The sequence below is a fragment of the Pseudanabaena sp. lw0831 genome (assembly GCF_016584665.1).
Classification (GTDB): Bacteria; Cyanobacteriota; Cyanobacteriia; order Pseudanabaenales; family Pseudanabaenaceae; genus Pseudanabaena.
Genome location: NZ_BBJB01000076.1, coordinates 1 through 18,044 on the forward strand (window position 1 = coordinate 1; position 18,044 = coordinate 18,044).

At 41.8% G+C, this 18,044-nt stretch carries 13 protein-coding genes; 6 read left to right on the plus strand and 7 right to left on the minus strand.

Features of this window, described 5'->3' with window-relative positions; all coding sequences use genetic code 11:
- Positions 1 to 377: 377 nt before the first annotated feature.
- The 4 genes from APA_RS15920 to APA_RS15935 all read right to left on the minus strand — a co-directional run bounded on the left by APA_RS15920 (position 378) and on the right by APA_RS15935 (position 6,434).
- Complete coding sequence (locus APA_RS15920) at positions 378 to 1,274, minus strand: pentapeptide repeat-containing protein (RefSeq protein WP_201323249.1); 897 nt, start codon at positions 1,272 to 1,274, stop codon at positions 378 to 380.
- A 131-nt stretch (positions 1,275 to 1,405) separates the two neighbouring features.
- Positions 1,406 to 4,102: an EAL domain-containing protein gene (locus APA_RS15925; protein WP_201323250.1), complete on the minus strand. Its 2,697-nt coding sequence runs from the start codon at positions 4,100 to 4,102 to the stop codon at positions 1,406 to 1,408.
- A 175-nt stretch (positions 4,103 to 4,277) separates the two neighbouring features.
- Positions 4,278 to 5,351 (minus strand): glycosyl transferase, encoded by a 1,074-nt coding sequence (locus APA_RS15930; RefSeq protein ID WP_201323251.1) that lies wholly within the window; start codon positions 5,349 to 5,351, stop codon positions 4,278 to 4,280.
- Positions 5,352 to 5,369: 18 nt separating this feature from the next.
- Positions 5,370 to 6,434, minus strand: a complete 1,065-nt coding sequence (locus APA_RS15935) for a DMT family transporter (protein ID WP_201323252.1) — start codon at positions 6,432 to 6,434, stop codon at positions 5,370 to 5,372.
- 536 nt (positions 6,435 to 6,970) lie between these two features.
- Here APA_RS15935 and APA_RS15940 point away from each other — a divergent pair.
- The 6 genes from APA_RS15940 (at position 6,971) to APA_RS15965 (ending at position 13,536) form a co-directional block, all read left to right on the plus strand.
- Positions 6,971 to 7,270, plus strand: coding sequence for an HU family DNA-binding protein (locus APA_RS15940; protein WP_009629166.1), 300 nt, complete (start codon positions 6,971 to 6,973; stop codon positions 7,268 to 7,270).
- 102 nt (positions 7,271 to 7,372) lie between these two features.
- Positions 7,373 to 9,283, plus strand: coding sequence for an AAA-like domain-containing protein (locus tag APA_RS15945; RefSeq protein ID WP_201323253.1), 1,911 nt, complete (start codon positions 7,373 to 7,375; stop codon positions 9,281 to 9,283).
- Positions 9,284 to 12,364, plus strand: a complete 3,081-nt coding sequence (locus tag APA_RS15950) for a CHAT domain-containing protein (protein WP_201323254.1) — start codon at positions 9,284 to 9,286, stop codon at positions 12,362 to 12,364.
- A gap of 180 nt (positions 12,365 to 12,544) precedes the next feature.
- Positions 12,545 to 12,853 (plus strand): DUF433 domain-containing protein, encoded by a 309-nt coding sequence (locus APA_RS15955; protein WP_201323255.1) that lies wholly within the window; start codon positions 12,545 to 12,547, stop codon positions 12,851 to 12,853.
- A 3-nt stretch (positions 12,854 to 12,856) separates the two neighbouring features.
- On the plus strand, positions 12,857 to 13,204 hold the full coding sequence (locus APA_RS15960; RefSeq protein WP_236579605.1) for a DUF5615 family PIN-like protein: 348 nt from the start codon (positions 12,857 to 12,859) through the stop codon (positions 13,202 to 13,204).
- A 17-nt stretch (positions 13,205 to 13,221) separates the two neighbouring features.
- Positions 13,222 to 13,536 carry a toxin-antitoxin system HicB family antitoxin gene (locus tag APA_RS15965; protein ID WP_201323256.1) on the plus strand — a complete coding sequence of 105 codons (315 nt, stop codon included), beginning with the start codon at positions 13,222 to 13,224 and terminating at the stop codon, positions 13,534 to 13,536.
- Positions 13,537 to 13,563: 27 nt separating this feature from the next.
- Here the strand turns inward: APA_RS15965 and hisI are convergent, their stop codons facing one another.
- The 3 genes from hisI to APA_RS15980 form a co-directional block, all read right to left on the minus strand.
- The gene (gene hisI, locus APA_RS15970; protein WP_201323257.1) at positions 13,564 to 13,902 is read right to left on the minus strand and encodes a phosphoribosyl-AMP cyclohydrolase; all 339 of its coding nucleotides are present in this window, start codon (positions 13,900 to 13,902) and stop codon (positions 13,564 to 13,566) included.
- Between the two features lie 112 nt (positions 13,903 to 14,014).
- Complete coding sequence (locus tag APA_RS15975) at positions 14,015 to 15,157, minus strand: metal ABC transporter solute-binding protein, Zn/Mn family (RefSeq protein WP_236579606.1); 1,143 nt, start codon at positions 15,155 to 15,157, stop codon at positions 14,015 to 14,017.
- A gap of 84 nt (positions 15,158 to 15,241) precedes the next feature.
- Entirely contained in the window at positions 15,242 to 18,019 is a 2,778-nt protein-coding gene (locus tag APA_RS15980) for a tetratricopeptide repeat protein (protein ID WP_201323258.1), read from the minus strand.
- Positions 18,020 to 18,044: the final 25 nt, after the last annotated feature.

The window sequence follows — 18,044 nt, forward strand, 5'->3', positions numbered from 1 at the left end:
GCGCCGCCACTCATCTTTTGGGTTTTGATTTGTCCTAGCTATCTCTTGCTTTGCTATACACATTAATTTAGTGAGCCATATATACCTTTTTACCTGAGTGTATGTGAATAATTTTAAGGAAATAGGCTCTTTTTTCGACCAGCTCTAGCAACGGCTCCAAGTCAAGCAATTTTGCTGATGTTTGCTCAATTTTTTATCGCTAGTGTATTGAAATGTCTCGGATAATTCCTCTATAGCGTGGATTGCTAACTAAAACTTGGCGATACCCGCTATTTTTATTTTTTACGCAATAATACAAATTTAAAGCCCAAAAGAGAGTTGCGGCGCAGAACGCCGCAACTCTCTTTTTTGAAAAGCCTCGCTTTGCGAGGCTTTTCTTATGAGTGAACTGAGCCATTAGGCATCGTTGCCCCTTTGAAATTGACATTGGTGAGCTTGACCATAACCTTTTCGCCAAACCCAACTTTTGCGCCGCTTAAATCTGCACCGCTCAAGTCCGCACCACTTAAATCTGCACCAATTAAATTAGCACCGCGTAAATCTGCATTTTGCAAATTAGCTTGAAATAGATTTGCCCGAAACAAATTTGCACCTTGTAGATTTGCGCCTTGAAAATTGACGCGATGCAAGAAAGCATCAGTCAAGTCAGCATTACTGAGATTGGCATAACTAAGATTACGCCCCTCTAAATACTTTTCGCGCAGATTTGCCCCCCTAAAATCGGCTCCAGTTAGATCGGGCTTTTGGGGCTTTTGTGAAGCTTGAGTAGATTCATACGTTTTACTATGCGGCTCTGGCTGGGGATTGGCTTGCTTGCTTGTTTGCTGACGGGACTGTGCAGATTGGTAAGACTGATAGGGTTGGTACGTCTGAGACTGGTATTGCGATTGATGAGGACGATAGCTTTCTGAAGATCGTTCTGAAGTTTGTTGTTGAGATTGGTATGTGCTTTGTGCACTCTGGTACTTACTTTGATATCTAGTTTGGTGTTGGTGATATTGCCGATTACTTTGGTTTGTCGTTTGATGGGAAGCGTGATGAGTATGTTTAGCTTGTGAATTGGATACTTTCTGTTCAGCCAACCTACGTAAACTATCCCTTGCGTGGTTAATCTCTTTAAGTTTTTCTTGAGCTTGGAGTTGCTGCTGCACATTCTCTCTCGGAATGCGATCAGGATGCCACTGCAAAGCCAGCACTTTATAAGCTTTATTGACATCTTCTAAGGTTGCGCTAGATGTCAAACCTAGAAGTTTGTAGCATTGATCGATTTCCATATTTGTCGATTCCTCAGCACCAGAGAGTTTTAGTTTACGCTGACAACCGCTCCCAAGTGTATCAAAAGATCCAAGTTAAAATTCATCTAAGCTTGCAAATGCTGATTGATTCTAATGAGAAGATTTAACCGTCAATCAATCGCACATGTCAAACCGTTTTGCAAAATTTTAGAAGCCGTAGCCAGATCGCATGGTCTAGAGAAAAGATAGCCTTGACCAAAATTACAACCGATCGCAATTAATTTGTCTAGTTGCGATCGCGTTTCCACTCCCTCGGCGACAGTATGCATATTTAAGCTTTGTGCTAAGGAGATAATCGTTTCGATTATGACGGCACTATCAGATTCTGAACCGATACGTTTAACAAAAGATTGATCGATTTTGAGGGTGTCGATGGGTAAATCATGCAAGCGACTTAGGGAAGAGTAACCAGTTCCAAAATCATCGATACATAATCGAATGCCCAAGTCTTTGAGATCCTGTAGAAGATTGGTATCGGAGTCGATATTTTCTAGTAAACAACTTTCAGTAATTTCCAACTTGAGACAATGATTTGGTAAACCAGTTTCTATCAATATTTGCTTGAGAGTTTTGATAAAATCTAATTGACGCAGTTGGATCGGTGATACATTTACATTGATCGATAAATTCATATTATTTGAATTATTTAATTGCTGATTCCATAGTTGTGTCTGCTGACAAACCTCTTGCATAATCCACCAACCTAGAGAATTAATTAAGCCAGTTTCTTCTGTGATGGGAATAAATTCACTGGGAGAGATTTGCTGACCTGCACTATTTTTCCAGCGTACAAGAGCTTCATATCCGCAGATTTGCTGCGTTTGCAGAGATACAATCGGTTGATACATTAAATAGAATTCATTTTTGTCTAAGGCTCGGCGGAGATCGCTTTCTAGGTTTAGTCTGGTCATAGCAGCAATGCGATCGCTTTGAGTAAATAGCTCATAGCGCCTTCTCCCCTTATGCTTTGCTTGGTACATGGCAAGATCGGCATCTCGGATAATTTCTTCAGGCTGCTTGTACTCTTCCGTTGATAGGTTTATGCCAATACTGGCGCTAATGAACAGTTCGTAATTATTAAGATAGAAAGGTAGTTGTAATTGCATTTGCAGCAAATCGGCTAGTTTGGTAATACTTTCGAGATCGGTTAATTCTTCTAATAGGATTACAAATTCATCACCGCCAAATCTGGTTAATGTACCAAAATTAGGCAAAATTGACTGCATACGAATCGTGGCGTACTTGAGTAATTCGTCCCCAACTAAATGCCCTAAGCTATCATTAATCACTTTAAAGCGATCAAGATCGATAAAGAGAATCGCAAATTTTTGTTGTTGTTGTTGCAGCAAGTCTTGCAACCGCTGAGTTAGCCAAGTGCGGTTTGCTAGACCTGTAAGGGCATCATGAAGAACATCATATTCTAGTTGTTTTTCTCTTTCTAATAATTGCTCTTGCGATCGCTTTAAGTCTTCATTCAATATATCTTTTTCTGCGAGAGCATGTTTTTGCGCCCGTAGTTTTTCAGCTTTCAGTAGGTTGATGCGATCGGCTAGGGCAAGCGATAAAAATACCACAGAAGCCACAATACCAACACGATAAATATCTCTAATCCATTCAAATGCAGGGATAACATTTAATTGCGATAATTGATGCGCTATAACCCCCAAGGGAAAGAAAGAAAATGAAAGTAGATAATAGCGAGCAGGTGAATAACCACGTTTAACGGCAAAAATTCCCATCATTATGGCTAAACTACAGGTAATCAAAATACCTACAGTATTAGCTACAGATACAAATTGAAAAGGTAAAATAAATATAGATAGAAATATCACCGTTAATAAAATTTGCTGGGATCTTAATATACGATGACATTGAGGCATGAAGCTTTTAGTCTCCAAAAACAAACAAATCCATTGAATGAGACACAATGATGTTGGAAAAGCCAAAATGGCAATAGCATGTTTATTCCACCAAACTGCACTTTGCCAAACATATTGAATTCCGAATCCATCATAAGCAAAGAGAATTAATCCAGCTCCAGTTGCGAATATTATGTAATATAAATAGACGGGATCTTGAAGAGCTGTAAATAGAAAAAAGTTATAAAGAATTGCAAATATTAGAGAGCCATAAATTAGACCGATCCAAATATTCTGATTGCCTCTATATTGCCAAAATCCAATTAAATTCCTTAAGTTAGCCTGAATTATTAATGGAGTGGTCGTTTGTAATTGGATATAAATGTTTTGACTGGTTTTGGCGGAAATCGGAATAGAGAATGCTGGCAAGCGATCGCTGATATCTCTCGCAGAAAAGGGATACAGCAATCCACTTTTTTTGCTAATCCACCCCCCTATTTGCTGCGGACTAGGAAGATATAGTTCGATCCGATCTATTTGTGGATACTCAAAACTGAGAACCCATTCCGCATCTAGTTCGCTAGAATTGTATAATTGCAAACGCGCCCAAAATATCGATGTACTATAACCAAAACTCGGCGGATCGCGATCGCTCTGTTTAAATTGCTTGCTAAATTCAGCACTACTAATTTGCTCTATGGTGAGATTGCTATCTTTATCTTCAAAAAATTCTAAATACTTGCTCAGGCTATAAAATGCTTGGCGATCGTTGAGGCTAACGACTGCTGATGTATCTGATAATTCTCGGGCAAATAATTCATGGGAAGATTTAACAGGAACTAACGGAAAAATCAAACTAATAAATACACTGATAAATATGAATATGGAAATAAGTATTGAGGCAACGCCAACTCTACTAGAATCGACATTGCCTATACTGGTTATCAAACTTTTTAACCAATGCGATCGCTTCATATTCTAAATCATCTTAAAAAAGTGTATTTTCAAGTAATGTCACCTGTATTTTAACAAAATATATATAGAAATTCCGCTAATACAGCCTATAAATCATATCGATTTGGATAGGAATGAATAAGTACCTTTTGAGTTTATGGCGATTCTACTAATTCAAATAATCCAAAATTGACTGATTGATCGCAGCTTCTCCATACATGTCTAATTGCCCAGCCTCTGCTAAATCTGGAGGTTGAAACGGTGCTGTAAGAAATGACCAGTTGCCCTCATAAAATTCTTGAGGTGAAATAATTAGATGATCGGAATAGTTTTTGACACCAGCAATGAGAGTTTCTGCTTCTAAGAAACCTTCACGGGTTAAACATACAACTGGAACTCCAGCTCGTAGCGCTTCCGCTAATGTGCCATACCCTGGTTTCGTGACAAGCCGATCGCATACCACCATCAAATCCACAGGGCGCAGCCGATCGATATTGCCTTTAGTGAGATTTGGAAGATCGGGCGCTCCGCGATCGAAGGTAATAAATTGCCAATCGGGAAAGTTTGCCAAATTTTGATAGGGAATTGATTGCAAGCTGAGTCCACCAAAAGTCAGCATAGCCGTGGGGCGATCGCGATCTAAATTAAACTTTTCGCGGATATATTCGGCGGTATATTTTGGCTTTCCGCCTGTTAGCCCAACATCTTGAATATTTGGGAATGAATGCATTGGTTCCGCAAATGGCAAACGGAACAGGCGATCGCAATGGCTATAGGTTTCTGATAAGCGATCGGCTAACTCCATATACTTACCGCCCCAATCGCGATAAATAAAATCCCAGCCAAAATTTCCTGCCATCCAACAAGTGATTTTGGCAGCTTTAGCAATCTCTACAACCATTGGCGGAATATCACCGAAGATCAAGTCAACTTGATTTTCCTGTAAAAACTTGACTTCAGCCTCGATTAAATCTGCTTGCTGTTCGCGAATCTGTTGCCATGCGTCAAAAGTTGCCTCGCGATCGACTTGTAAGCTATCAAGCTGAATTACGCCCACATCAAACACACGCGGATGATAAACAAAGTCTCCTTCGATATATTCTTCCAATAACCAACGCGGAGCCGTCGTCGCAATAATTAATTTAATATCAGGCGATCGCTTTTGGAGTTCGGCAAGGACAGCCGCAGTGCGCGTGGCATGACCAAAACCGTGATTGGTAATTGCAGTATATAAAGTGGGCATAGAGCTTTTTCTCATTTTTCAATCGCGCCGCGATTCATTGACAGGCTTCTGTAAAACTGGCATCACTGAACTAACTACAACTTGCTCAGTTGCAGACAAAATATTAGTTCCAGAAATATCTCCAGTTTCTTCATCATTACCATCTTGTCCTGACCCGCGCATACTGACAAGATAAATGCTACTTAACGTCAAAATTACCCCAATCCATTGCACCAGAGTCAAGTGTTCACCCAAAAAAAGGCTACTAAACATAAGTGCAAATACTGGTGTCGAGAAGGTCAAGGCGCTCAAGGTGGTCAAACTTCCCGACGAAGCAAAAAAGAAGAACAATCCATAGGCGATCGCACTGCCCATAATCGCCATATATGCCATCCCTAGCCAACCCCAAGCGCTCAAGTCTTGCCATTGATTTTGTTCAATTTGAGTGGATAGAAATAATAATGGTAATCCGCCAATAATCATATGCCAACCCGTTGCCATGACTGGATCGGCGTGGCGCACAACAGGACGGATCAAAATCGTCCCGATCGCCATTGATAACGATGCACCGAGCATAAACCACTCACCGAGAGTAAACACTCCTGCTTCTAAAACTGTCGCCAAATCCCCTGCTAGCAAAGCTGTCATCAATTCTGATGGCAACCCAATTAGCCCAATTCCGACTATGCCCACAAATAACCCAAGCGTTGCGCCAATCCCAATTCTCTCTTTGTATAAAACCGCAGCCATCACAGCCACGGCGAGGGGTTGAGAATCGATCAGTAATGAGCCAAGCCCCGCATTAGTCCGCACTAAACCCTGTGCCAAAAAGCCCTGAAACATCGTGCCATCAACTAATGCAAACAAACTAATCCATAACCAAGCGTGCCAACCCTTAGGCTGCTGTCTACCAAAATAAGCTGCACCTAAAACCAGCAATATTCCTGCCGGAATCAATCGCACTGCCGCCATGAACATCGGGCTAGTTTGAGGCAATAATGCTTTCATCACTACCATCGCTGTACCCCAAAGGAAAAATGGCGCAATTATTAAGGGGGACTGACGAGTTAGTCCAGATGTACTGGTTGGTGTTGATGTCTGCATATTGTAGGAGTTGGATAGGAATTGCAAATTTTGCTTGCGAACATGCTTATAGCTGTCGCGCTTTTTGGGTTTTGATAAGAAGTATTAACAATATTATCTCGATCAAAAACCAGAATTTTGAATCATAGCCAACAAAGCGCGTAAGAATCCATCAAAAGGAATGCATCGCGCTCTTTTTGATGGTCAAGCTGGTGGGGCATGTTCTCAAAATTCAGGGATTTATCAGGAAAACTTGAACTTTTGTGAAGTGCTTGCCCTGTATGCGTTACACTAATTTGATTTGAAGACAAAGCCCTGAAAGTATTTCAGGGAGAGCGTTTCAGCGATCAAACAAAGAATTGTGGCAATAAGTATTTAAAAAAAACTGCTCAAATCCATACAAATTAATCGTTGTGTATATACACAAGTGGCAAGTTGCTATTAGAATGATCAAACAGAAGTCATAGTCAGTGCGGCTTCCACAAAAAGCGATCGCACAAATATTTCTTTGACATTAAACTCATACTCACAAATCATCTATATATAAGGGGAAACCTATGAACAAAGGTGAACTAGTTGATGCTATTGCTAAAAAAGCTGCCGAAAAGGGCTTGTCAGTCAATAAAAAGACTGCCGACGAAGTTCTTTCTGCAACGCTTGAAGTAATCATCGATACTGTAGCTGGCGGAGACAAAGTAACTTTGGTTGGATTTGGCTCCTTTGAAGCTCGCGATCGCAAAGCCCGCGAAGGTCGCAACCCTAAGACTGGCGAAAAGATGGAAATTCCTGCTACTAAGGTTCCTGCCTTCTCTGCTGGTAAGTCCTTCAAAGAACAAGTCAGTCCTCCTTCTGACTAATTCTTGAAAAAAAGAGGAAGCGCTTTAGCGCTTCCTCTTTTTTTATTGACAAGCTTACAAATACACTCAAGACTAGATAAAAGTCACGAGCTTGCGAGAATCATGACTAATCTACTGTCCAATCGTTATCAAGTTCTGCGAGTGCTTGGCTCAGGTGGATTCGGTCAAACTTTTTTGGCGGAAGATACACAGATGCCATCGCGACGGATTTGTGTGATCAAGCAACTTAAGGCGATCGCAGATAATCCTGATGTTTATAAAATTGTGCGCGATCGCTTTCAACGGGAGGCGGCGACGCTGGAGGCCTTGGGCAAAGATAACGGACTTGTGCCAGAGCTTTATGCATCATTTTGCGAAGATAACGAGTTTTATCTTGTTCAAGAATGGATTGATGGCAAAGATCTGAGCGATATTGTTCATTCTGAAGGATGCTTGACAGAAGCTAAGGTTAAAAAAATCTTACTGGATCTATTGCCGACATTGGGTTATATCCATGAAAAAGGGATTATTCATCGTGATATTAAGCCCGAAAATATTATTTTGCGGAATCGCGATCGCCAACCTGTATTGATCGATTTTGGGGCAGTCAAGGCAACATTGGCAACGGCGATGACGGCTCAAGGAGATGTGACTTGCTCGGTGGTAATAGGTACTCCCACATTTATGCCCTCGGAACAGGCGATCGGGCGGGTGGGATTTGCTAGTGATTTATATAGTTTAGGCTTAACGGCGATTTTTTTGTTAACGGGAAAATTAAGTTCTGAATTAGATACCGATCCTCAAACTGGGGAATTATCATGGCAGCGCTATGCAGATAATTTTAGCCCTGCATTTGTAGGATTTTTAGACAAAGCGATTAGGTTAAATTTTCGCGATCGCTATGCCACAGCTAACGAGATGCTGGCGGCTTTGCGATCGCTTTTTGACGATTCAACCACGATTATTACGATGCCTCAGCAAAATTCATCAAGTGAAAGTACTGAAGGTAATGCGATCGCCTTGGAATCAACGGAAGGACAAGTAGCGATCGATTCGCAGTTTTATATCCCATCGGGTTATGAACCTCGGTGTTATGAAGAAATCAAGAAAGCAGGATCGCTATTGCGGATTAAGTCGCCACATCGCATGGGCAAGTCTTCGTTAATGGCGCGAATTATCAATCATGCTGAAGTTCTGGGCTATCGCACGGCGGTTTTAAATCTGGAGCAAACCAATCAGAAAATCTTCGTCGATCCCGAAAAATTTATGCAGTGGTTTTGCGCTTCTGTCGGCAAGTCTTTGGGCGTGCGGGTTAAGACTGATGAATATTGGGATGATATTTTTGGCGCAAATGATAACTGTACAGACTATTTCGAGAAATATTTATTAGAGGGTAACGAACAACCGCTAGCGATCGCGATTGATAACTTCGATCGCGTGTTTAGCTATCCCGAAATCGAGACAGATTTTTGTGGCTTGTTGCGCGGCTGGTATGAGCGATCGCGTAGTCATCCTCTATGGGGTAAGCTGCGCCTGATTATCGTACATTCTCAAGAACCTTACGCCCAAAGAGACATTAATCAATCACCTTTTAATGTCGGGTTTCCTGTGGAACTGAGCGAATTTACAACGGAGCAAGTGCGGGAACTCGTTAAGCGGCACAAGCTAATTTGGACAGACGAGGAGCTTCAACAATTTATGGAATTGATTGGCGGACATCCTTATTTAGTGAGATCGGCGCTCTATCGGATTGCTTCGCAAGATATTACTCTGGAAGATTTTTTGCGGACTGCTCCTACTGAGGCAGGAATTTATAGCAGTTATTTAATGGGACATCTCAAAACTCTGGAGGACTATCCCGAACTGGGTGAGGCGATGCAAAAGGTGGTCGCGGCAGATGCGCCAGTGCGTTTGCGATCTGAAATCAGTTTTAAGCTCGATAGCCAAGGATTAGTATCGCGGATTGATAATAATGTCACGCCGCGCTGTTTGCTGTATAAGTTGTATTTTCGCGATCGCTTAGGAGGTAGTTAGATGACTAATAATTTTAGCTATCAAGTTGGCGGTAGTTTACCGATTGACAATACTGCTTATGTGGAGCGCCAAGCCGATCGCGAATTATGCGATCGCTTGAAAGCTGGTGAATATTGCTTTGTGTTTAACTCGCGACAGATGGGCAAGTCGAGTTTGCGGGTACGCACGATACAAAAGTTGCAAGAGGAGGGTTTTGCATGCGCGGTGATCGATCCGCAGACGAGGGGGACAACCTTGCGCGAGGATCAATGGTATGCGGGGACAATCAAACGCTTGATTGGAGATTTGCATTTAGAAACTGCGATCGACTTTCCGAAATGGTGGAAGGAACTTGATGCTCAATCAATTTCAGTAGTGGAACGTTTTGACTATTTTATTGAGCAAACCTTACTGCCGAATATTCCGCAAAAGATCGCGATTTTTATTGAAGAAGTTGATAACCTGCTCAGTCTCAAATTTGATACAGATGGATTTTTTATTTTGATTCGCTCGTTGTATGAGCGTCGTGCAGAGAAGCCAGAGTATAAGCGCTTGACCTTTACTTTTTTGGGAGTTGCCACGCCTGCGGATTTGATCCGTGGTAAGGGAAGTTCGGCATTTAATATTGGTCATGCGGTGGAGATGAGTGGGTTTACGCTGCAAGAGGCGGAACCTTTGGCGCGAGGTTTAGCAGATCGGGTTAGCGATCCAGTGGCGGTTTTGGCAGCAATTTTGGATTGGACGGGTGGGCAACCTTTTCTGACGCAAAAACTTTTGACGTTAATCGCGGCGGCGGATGATTTGGGGAGATCGCCTGATCAGCTTGTAAGTGCGATCGCAACTGAGAAGGTGATTGAGAATTGGGAAGCTCAGGATATTCCCGCGCATTTGAAGACATTACGCGATCGCATTTTGCAGAGTGATGAGAGGGGACGGGGGCGATTATTGGGTTTGTATCAGCAGGTTTTGGATGGTGATGGTATTGCTGCGGATGAGAGTTATGACCAGATGCAGTTGCGGTTAACTGGGTTGGTGGTGAAGCGAGACGGGCGGTTGATTGTTTACAATCGGATTTATGGGGCGGTGTTTAATCAAGCATGGGTAAGTCGTGCGTTGGGGGATATGCGTCCAACTTTTTATGGCTCGGCTTTTCAGGCTTGGCAGGAGAGCGATGAGCAGAAGGAGTCGTTTTTGTTGCGGGGTCAGGCGTTGGTGGATGCGGAGGCTTGGGCTAAGGGGAAAAGATTGAGTGATGAGGATGAGCATTTTTTGCGCGATAGTCGGGAGGTGGAGAAACAAGAAAGCTATCTCAAGCTAGAGGCGGAACAACAGGCGCGGGAGGTTGCAGAACAGGAACGGTTAATTGCGGTTAGGCAACAGAAAATAGCTGAGGAGGAGGCAAGGATTTTAGGTGATGCTAAACAAAAGGCAGATCGCAGAGTGAAGGTTGGTTCTGCGATTTTGGGGATAACGTTGTTATTGGCAACGGGTGCGGGTTTATGGGCGGCGCGATCGGTTAATGAGTCTAACCAAAGGATTGCTAAAACGGAACAGGACGCAAAGGGGGTAATAGACAAGGCAAAAAATATTGAAGATAATGCCTATCAGGTACAGAAGAAAGCGGCGATCGATAAAAAGAAATCTGAAGATAGTGCCAAAACTGCGTTAGAGAAGAAACAGGAGGCTGATCGAAAGGTTGAGGAGGCAAAGGAAAATTTAGCGAGTGCAGAGAAAAAGCTAGAAACTGTTGATCGCGAATCGAAGGAACAATTAGATAAAGCGAGTCAAGAGGTTCAGGAAGCTAAAATAAGAGTGTCTCAAGCATTACAAGAACAGCAAAAAGCTCAGAAAGATGTAGAAGAACAAATAAGCAAATCGCAAAAAATCCAGTCAGAGATAGCAAAGAAGGCAACCGAATTCTCAAAGTTGAGTGTTGAATTTGAACAGGTGCAAAATCAAGTGAGATTGGCTCAGCAAGCAATTATTGAAAATGTTGGTGATGCTCCAGCTAGAATTGAGCGCCAAACAGGACAAAGACCTGCGATCGTTTATATTAGCTTCATCACTTCTGAAAGTAATAGCAAGGCGAATGACACTCTTGGGATTTTAATCATCACAGCCAAAGGTCAAGTATCAAATCAAATACTTATAAAAAAGTCGGAATTTGACAATCTAATTGCTGATTTTCGTAATGGTATTCAAGATAAAGGCAGCGAAGACTATTTAGAGTCAGCCAAAAAGTTATATGAAATTTTGATAAAGCCTATAGATTCAGAATTGCAAAAACAGAAAATCAATAATCTTGTTTTCATTACTGACAATCCTTATTTAAGAGCCACACCTTTGGCAGCACTATATGATGGCAAACAATTTTTAATTGAGAAATACAGTATTGGGGTGATGCCTGGTTTAAATTTAACTGACACTCGTTACACAAATATCAGGAATTCAAATGTATTAGCAATGGGATTATCAAAAGCTAAATTTGGTTTCCCTAAACTCCCTGGTGTAGAAAAAGAACTAACTGACATTAAATCTTTTTGGAAAGGTGGATTTGAAGTTTTCTTGAATGAAGATTTTACATTAGAAAATTTTAGATCTCAGAGTCAGAAGAAATTTTTTCAAATTATCCATATATCGTCAACTGGTCAAATTCTCGCAAGTAAAGGAGCTTATTTCTCGATGTGGGATATACATATAAGCCAAGACAAATTTGATCTTTTAGAGCTAGAAAAGTCTTCAATAGAATTGCTTGTATTAAGCATCCCTCAAACTGGTCTTGGGAATAGAGATACAAGTGGAGTTGAAACTAAGTTTGGTCTTGCGGGTCAAGCTATTAAATCTGGTATTAAATCAGTTTTAGCGAGCTTATTTAATGTGGACGATCTAGGAACAGCGACACTAATGACTGAGTTCTATAAATATTTAAAAACTGCACCAACAAAATCTGAAGCACTCCGTCAAGCACAAATTTCTATGCTAAGAAACACTTTAAAAGTGAAAGAAAATATTTTTGAAATTGACGAACGACTCCCTACTCCAGCTAATTTTTCACATCCATATTATTGGTCAGGTTTTACAATTATCGGCAATCCTTGGTAAAAATTCTGCCTATTAATCCTTGGCTGCAATAAACTCAACGACTATCTCTCCACCAACCCCAACGCCACAGACAGCGACAGACAAATGTGTGGTATTGAGCCAAGGAAAAAGGGGAAAATTCGGATTAAACTAGACAACAACAGGGACAATCAAAACCTTTTCATTATGGAGGTCTGCAAGATGCTCGATACACCAACCCAATATATGCACATCCAACTTCAAGGCAACGTACCCATCATTGCAGGTACAACCATGAAAGTCGTCGAGCTAGTCACATCGCACATCACCTATGGCTGGAGTCCCGAAGAACTGCATTTTCAATATCCCCATATCGCCCTCAGCAAGATCTATTCCGCCCTCGCCTACTACTGGGATCACAAACAAGAAATTGATACCGATATCCAGCGCCGACTAGACTATGCCGAACAAATGCGCCTAAACGCTCCCATCTCACCATTGCAAGCCAAACTTCAAGCAAGACCCCATTAAGATATGGCGATCGCACTCTACATGGACGAAAACGTGCCGCGCCAAATTTTACTTGGATTGCGTCTGAGAGGAGTAGATGTACTTTCCGTTCAAGAAGATCAGCGATCGGGCGATCCAGATCCGATAGTTTTAGCGAGAGCCAACGAATTAAAGAGAGTCTTATTCACCAGAGACGATGATTTTTTAGCGATCGCCAATCAACTACTGCAAGACGAGACTAACTTTATTGGCATCATTTACGCAGCACAACAAATTGCGAGTATAGGAGTTTGTGTAAGGGATTTAGAACTAATTGCCAAAGCAAGCGATTTGGAAGACTTTGCTAATCATATTCAGTATCTACCGCTATAGCCTACAGGAAATAAACCATGAGTAGATTAACCCTTCGATTACTAGATACATTACACCAACAATTAAGCCACTTAGCCAAGAGAGAAGGAGTCTCTCTCAATCAATACATTGTCTACGCTCTAACCCGAAAATCTTCCACAGCTTACACTGTTCAACCAATTCCCCAACAAGAAGTTAAACAACAACAGTCAGACTTCACCAACCTTTTGCAAAAGCTAGGAAAAGCACCCTCCACCGAAATAGCCTTGCGCGATCGCGAAATCATTCAACCAGAAAAGGAGCTAACGCCTGAAATCATTGCTCAGTTTCAGCAATGCCTCGCTACATCATAATAGTATCCCCATATCTACATTGCTATACTATTTCGTCAGCGGAACTTCTTTAAAAAAGCAACTTCTCTCGCCAGTGTGACAAGCAATATCGCCAACCTGCTCGATTTTGACCAAAATCACATCGCGATCGCAATCATAGTAGAGCTTTTTGAGCTTTTGAATATGCCCCGAAGTTGCGCCCTTATGCCATAGCTCTTGACGCGATCGGCTCCAATAATGGACTTCACCAGTAGCGATCGTTAATTCCAAAGCATGACGATTCATCCATGCCATCATCAAAATTGTGCCATCTTGGTGATCTTGCGCGATCGCAGGAATTAATCCTCGCTCATCATATTTGAGATTCTCAATCCAATTGTCAGACATTTTTTTAGGTAGAGATAAATTAAATAAAATCGACTTCTGAAAGTTTAGCTGTCAACGATTATGTTACAGCGCTTTGCGCTGTAACAAGGAAAAAATTGATGCTCTATGAGCATCAATTTTGCTCTATGAGCATCAATTGAAACGCGGTGTACTTGCCTCCCAATCCTTCAACAATCGTGCGGGTATTTACAATCAACATACCTGCATAGGTTTCAGCCTCACTACCTTTTGCTCCCAAACCATCTGCGTATAGTTCGCGTTCTGAGACTTTGACATTAGCTTCCTTCGCAACTGTCGTAATCAATTTAGGATTGATTGATACTTCCGCAAAAATGGTGGGAACTTTGCTGGTTTTAATTACCTCAACGAGTTCCTTAACTCTCGTTGGTGTTGGCTGCTCATCAGTACTAATTCCATTCAAAGCACCTTCAACAGGAATGCCATAGGCTTGGGCATAATAGCCAAGCGCATCATGAGTTGTGACCAACTTGCGCGAACTTTCAGGAATTGTGGCGATTTGCACTTTGATCCAAATATCAATTTGTTCGAGTTCGCTGACAATTTTGGCAGTGTTTTTAGCATAGGTTTCCACTTGATCTGGGCGCAGCAAACTCAAGCTTTTACTAATTGATTGAGTGATTTTGATGCCATTCTGAGCATTGTTCCAGACATGGGGATCGGCTTCTTTTGCAGCTTTTTTGTCAGACCTTTCGGCTTTATCATGAGCATGGTCATGGGCTTCTTCAGACATCAAGGGACTCGGCACGGCAACTTCATTAACTGCTATTTTGGGTGCTGTATTAGAACTAGCTTGAATTAATTTGATCAGACTTGGCTCAAAATCATAACCACCATAGAGAACTAACTTAGCGGAGTCGATCGCTTTACGATCGTCGGGCTTAGGTTGATAAAGATGAGGATCAGTCCCAGCTTCAATCAAACATTTCAGGTCAATCGTATCGCCTGCAATTTGCTTAGCCAAAGCACATGCGACTGAGTTTGTTGCCACAACTAGAGGCAAGCTTTCAGTTTTTGCGGGAGTTGCGGCTGCGGTAGTCGTATTAGTTACGGTTGGTGTAGTCACAGTACAAGCAGTGATGCTGCTAGCGATCGCGATTACAGCCGCCGCCGTATAAATTTTAAATCCCTTGAACGAAAATCTCTTGGAGCCTACTTTTGAGGATATTTTTGCAGATGTATTTAAGCGCATCTTTTTGTTTTGCTGTAAATAATGATAATCATTATCATAATCCATTTAGGCAAAAATATAGCTATAGCAAATCAAATCAACCCATTCATAGAGTTGCGGCGCTTCGCGCCGCAACTCTATGAATGGGTTTTATAAACCATTGCCGATCGCAAAGAATGCTGACCAGAAGTAGGGATGATTAAAGTCTTTGGATTTGATTAAGGCAATTTGCGATCGTCTTAATGACTCAGAAATCGCCACATTCTCTTTTTGCAGTTCTCCATAAAAAGCCATCATGAGTGAACCTGTACCTGCGTCATTAACTGACCAAAGCGAGGCGATCGCATTTTTTGCCCCTGCTTTCTGGACTTGATAGCCAAAGCCTAATATTTCCACCCCATCACCGAGTTTACCTGTCCCTGTCTGACAGGCACTTAACACTATTAGATCTATATTCGGAATTTGCCAGTCGGTGATTTCATTGAGGCGGATTTTGTCGCCATTGCCAAAAATGATAAAGGAGTTATCAGGAACACCAGTGTTAAATTCCGCATGGGTGGCAAGATGGAGAATATTATATTTTTTGAATTTGGCTTCGATCGCTTGACGGCTGAAGTTATTCTCTGTCAGGGTGACTGAATTTTGAAAGGAGTTGGCGATCGCTTGAACTTCTTTAAGAGTAGCTGGCAATCCAATTTGCCCAAATTTTTTCTCTCCAGCTTTGCCTCCAAATGCTCCTGCGAGGATGCGGGGTTGAGATTTTGGCTTGGCTGAGAAGTCAGTGAGCGTATAAGCAATTAGATTACTGACGCGATATTTTTCTACTAGCCACTGTTTGCCATCATAGAGAGCCGCTAGTGGAACATAGCGTAATATTCCATCTGGAGCATAGAGAATTGTATCGACTTTGGTAGCAACGAGTTCAGATTCAATCGGTTTAATCAGGACATCATAGAGAGCCTTAGAAGCATCTTTGACATCTTCGGAGCCAGCATCAAGCAGTCCCGATCTATATTCAAGAATCAAGGATTTGAGTTTCTCTTTGGAGATTTTGACAGTACGTCTGATCGGGATAGTATTGGGGGAGAAAAAAATTAGTTCTAGTTGATCGCCTAAAATCAAGGGGTAAAGCAGTACTGTTCCCTGTGGGATTTGTTGGAGATAATCAGGAACTTTGTTGATTTCTGATTTGGGAAGTTGTTGGATCTGGTTAACAAGTTGACGATTAAGTTCTGCGCCTTTCTCTAAGCTAACCGCAAATAGCTGAGATCTAATCGCGCTCTCTGGCTCTAAAATCCTCACGCCCTGTGCCGATCTATCACTACCTTTAATATTTTTGAGATAGTCTTCCAGTTCTTGGACTTTGAGCAGATCAAGAATCTGTAAAGCTTCCATGATTCGACCTTGGTTTAGAAGCAACGTAGCAAGGGTTTTATATCGGCTAGAGACGGTTTCCAAATAGGATCTTTGCTCTTCTTTGTCTAGTTTGCGGATATCTTTACGAATGGATTCATACACATTGATCGATTCTTTGTAATAAAGAATTGCGAGTTCAGGTTGACTGAGATTAGCAAAAGCAAAACCTAGATTATTAAGAGATATTCCTTCAGCATTACGATCCTTGATTTCCCTTGCGATCGCTAATAATTGCAGGTATGAATCAATCGCTTTGTCATATTTTCCGAGATGATAATAAGCGACACCTATATTTCCCAAAGACTGCCCCTTGCCACGACGATCTTTGATTTCTTGTGAGATCGCTAAATATTGCAAACTATAGTCAATTGATTTTTCATATTTGCCCAGAGAGTTATAAGTAGCGCTCAGATTTCCCAAGGCAAGTCCCTCATCATCACGATCTTTGATTTCCCTTGCGATCGCTAAAAATTGCAGATGGTGCTCAATCGCTTTGTCATACTTACCGATGAAATCATAAGCGTTTCCCAGATTGCCTAGCGCCTTTCCCTCACCCTGTCGATCCTTGATTTCCCTCGCGATCGCTAAACTTTGGAGATAGTACTCAATCGCTTTGTCATATTTACCGAGGGACTTATAAGTGACACCCAAATTTCCCAGAGCCGCTCCCTCACCTAGTCGATCTTTGAGATCCCTCGCGATCACCAAAAATTGCTGATGGTACTCAATCGCTTGGAAATATCTGCCTAGAGCTTGGTAAGCAATACCCAGATTGCCGAGGGACTGTCCCTCACTCAGACGATCTTTGATTTCCTTTGCGATCTCTAATCTTTGCATCTGGTGCTCAATCGATTGGTCGTATTTGCCAAGAGCATAATAAACGAGTCCCAAATTTCCTAGAGACTTTCCCTCACTGAGGCGATCTTTGAATTCCCTTGCGATCGCTAATAATTGCTGATGGTATTCAATCGCTTGGTCATATTTGCCGAGAGAGTAATAGGCGAGTCCCAGATTTCCCAGATCCTGCCCCTCGCTCAATCGATCTTTAATTTCTCGATTAATGGTCAAAGATTGCAGATGGTAATCAATCGCTTGGTCATATTTGCCAAGAGCTAAATAAACAACTCCTATATTTCCCAGCGCTTTTCCCTCTGCCAATCGATCTTTAATTTCCCTCGCGATCGTTAAGCTTTGCTGATAGTAGTCAATTGCTGTGTCATATTTACCAAGCGCATAGTGAGCAACTCCCAGATTTAAATACGACTTCGATTCTCCACCTAAGTTTCGAGAAGCTTTGAAAGCTTCTAAAGCTCTTTGGCAACTCTGTAAAGCCTGTTGATTTTTGCTCGTTTTTAAGTCATTTCGGCAAGCTTCCAAAAGTCGATCTGCTTCTGCTTTGAGATCTTTCGTTGTTTGTGCTTGAGCAATTACAAAGGGCAGATCTGGTAACATCACCATCCCACAAAGCCCAGTTACCACCACAAACATCAGCGTATAGAAACGAGAAATCATGACATCGTCCTCAACTATGTACTTC

What these genes read in the sequence shown, in the direction of transcription:
- APA_RS15920 (WP_201323249.1), bottom strand. Translation starts at nt 1,274, where the DNA reads ATGGAAATCGATCAATGCTACAAACTTCTAGGTTTGACATCTAGCGCA.
- APA_RS15930 (WP_201323251.1), bottom strand. Translation starts at nt 5,351, where the DNA reads ATGCCCACTTTATATACTGCAATTACCAATCACGGTTTTGGTCATGCC.
- APA_RS15935 (WP_201323252.1), bottom strand. Translation starts at nt 6,434, where the DNA reads ATGCAGACATCAACACCAACCAGTACATCTGGACTAACTCGTCAGTCC.
- APA_RS15940 (WP_009629166.1), top strand. Translation starts at nt 6,971, where the DNA reads ATGAACAAAGGTGAACTAGTTGATGCTATTGCTAAAAAAGCTGCCGAA.
- APA_RS15945 (WP_201323253.1), top strand. Translation starts at nt 7,373, where the DNA reads ATGACTAATCTACTGTCCAATCGTTATCAAGTTCTGCGAGTGCTTGGC.
- APA_RS15950 (WP_201323254.1), top strand. Translation starts at nt 9,284, where the DNA reads ATGACTAATAATTTTAGCTATCAAGTTGGCGGTAGTTTACCGATTGAC.
- APA_RS15955 (WP_201323255.1), top strand. Translation starts at nt 12,545, where the DNA reads ATGCTCGATACACCAACCCAATATATGCACATCCAACTTCAAGGCAAC.
- APA_RS15960 (WP_236579605.1), top strand. Translation starts at nt 12,857, where the DNA reads ATGGCGATCGCACTCTACATGGACGAAAACGTGCCGCGCCAAATTTTA.
- APA_RS15965 (WP_201323256.1), top strand. Translation starts at nt 13,222, where the DNA reads ATGAGTAGATTAACCCTTCGATTACTAGATACATTACACCAACAATTA.
- hisI (WP_201323257.1), bottom strand. Translation starts at nt 13,902, where the DNA reads ATGTCTGACAATTGGATTGAGAATCTCAAATATGATGAGCGAGGATTA.
- APA_RS15975 (WP_236579606.1), bottom strand. Translation starts at nt 15,157, where the DNA reads ATGGATTATGATAATGATTATCATTATTTACAGCAAAACAAAAAGATG.
- APA_RS15980 (WP_201323258.1), bottom strand. Translation starts at nt 18,019, where the DNA reads ATGATTTCTCGTTTCTATACGCTGATGTTTGTGGTGGTAACTGGGCTT.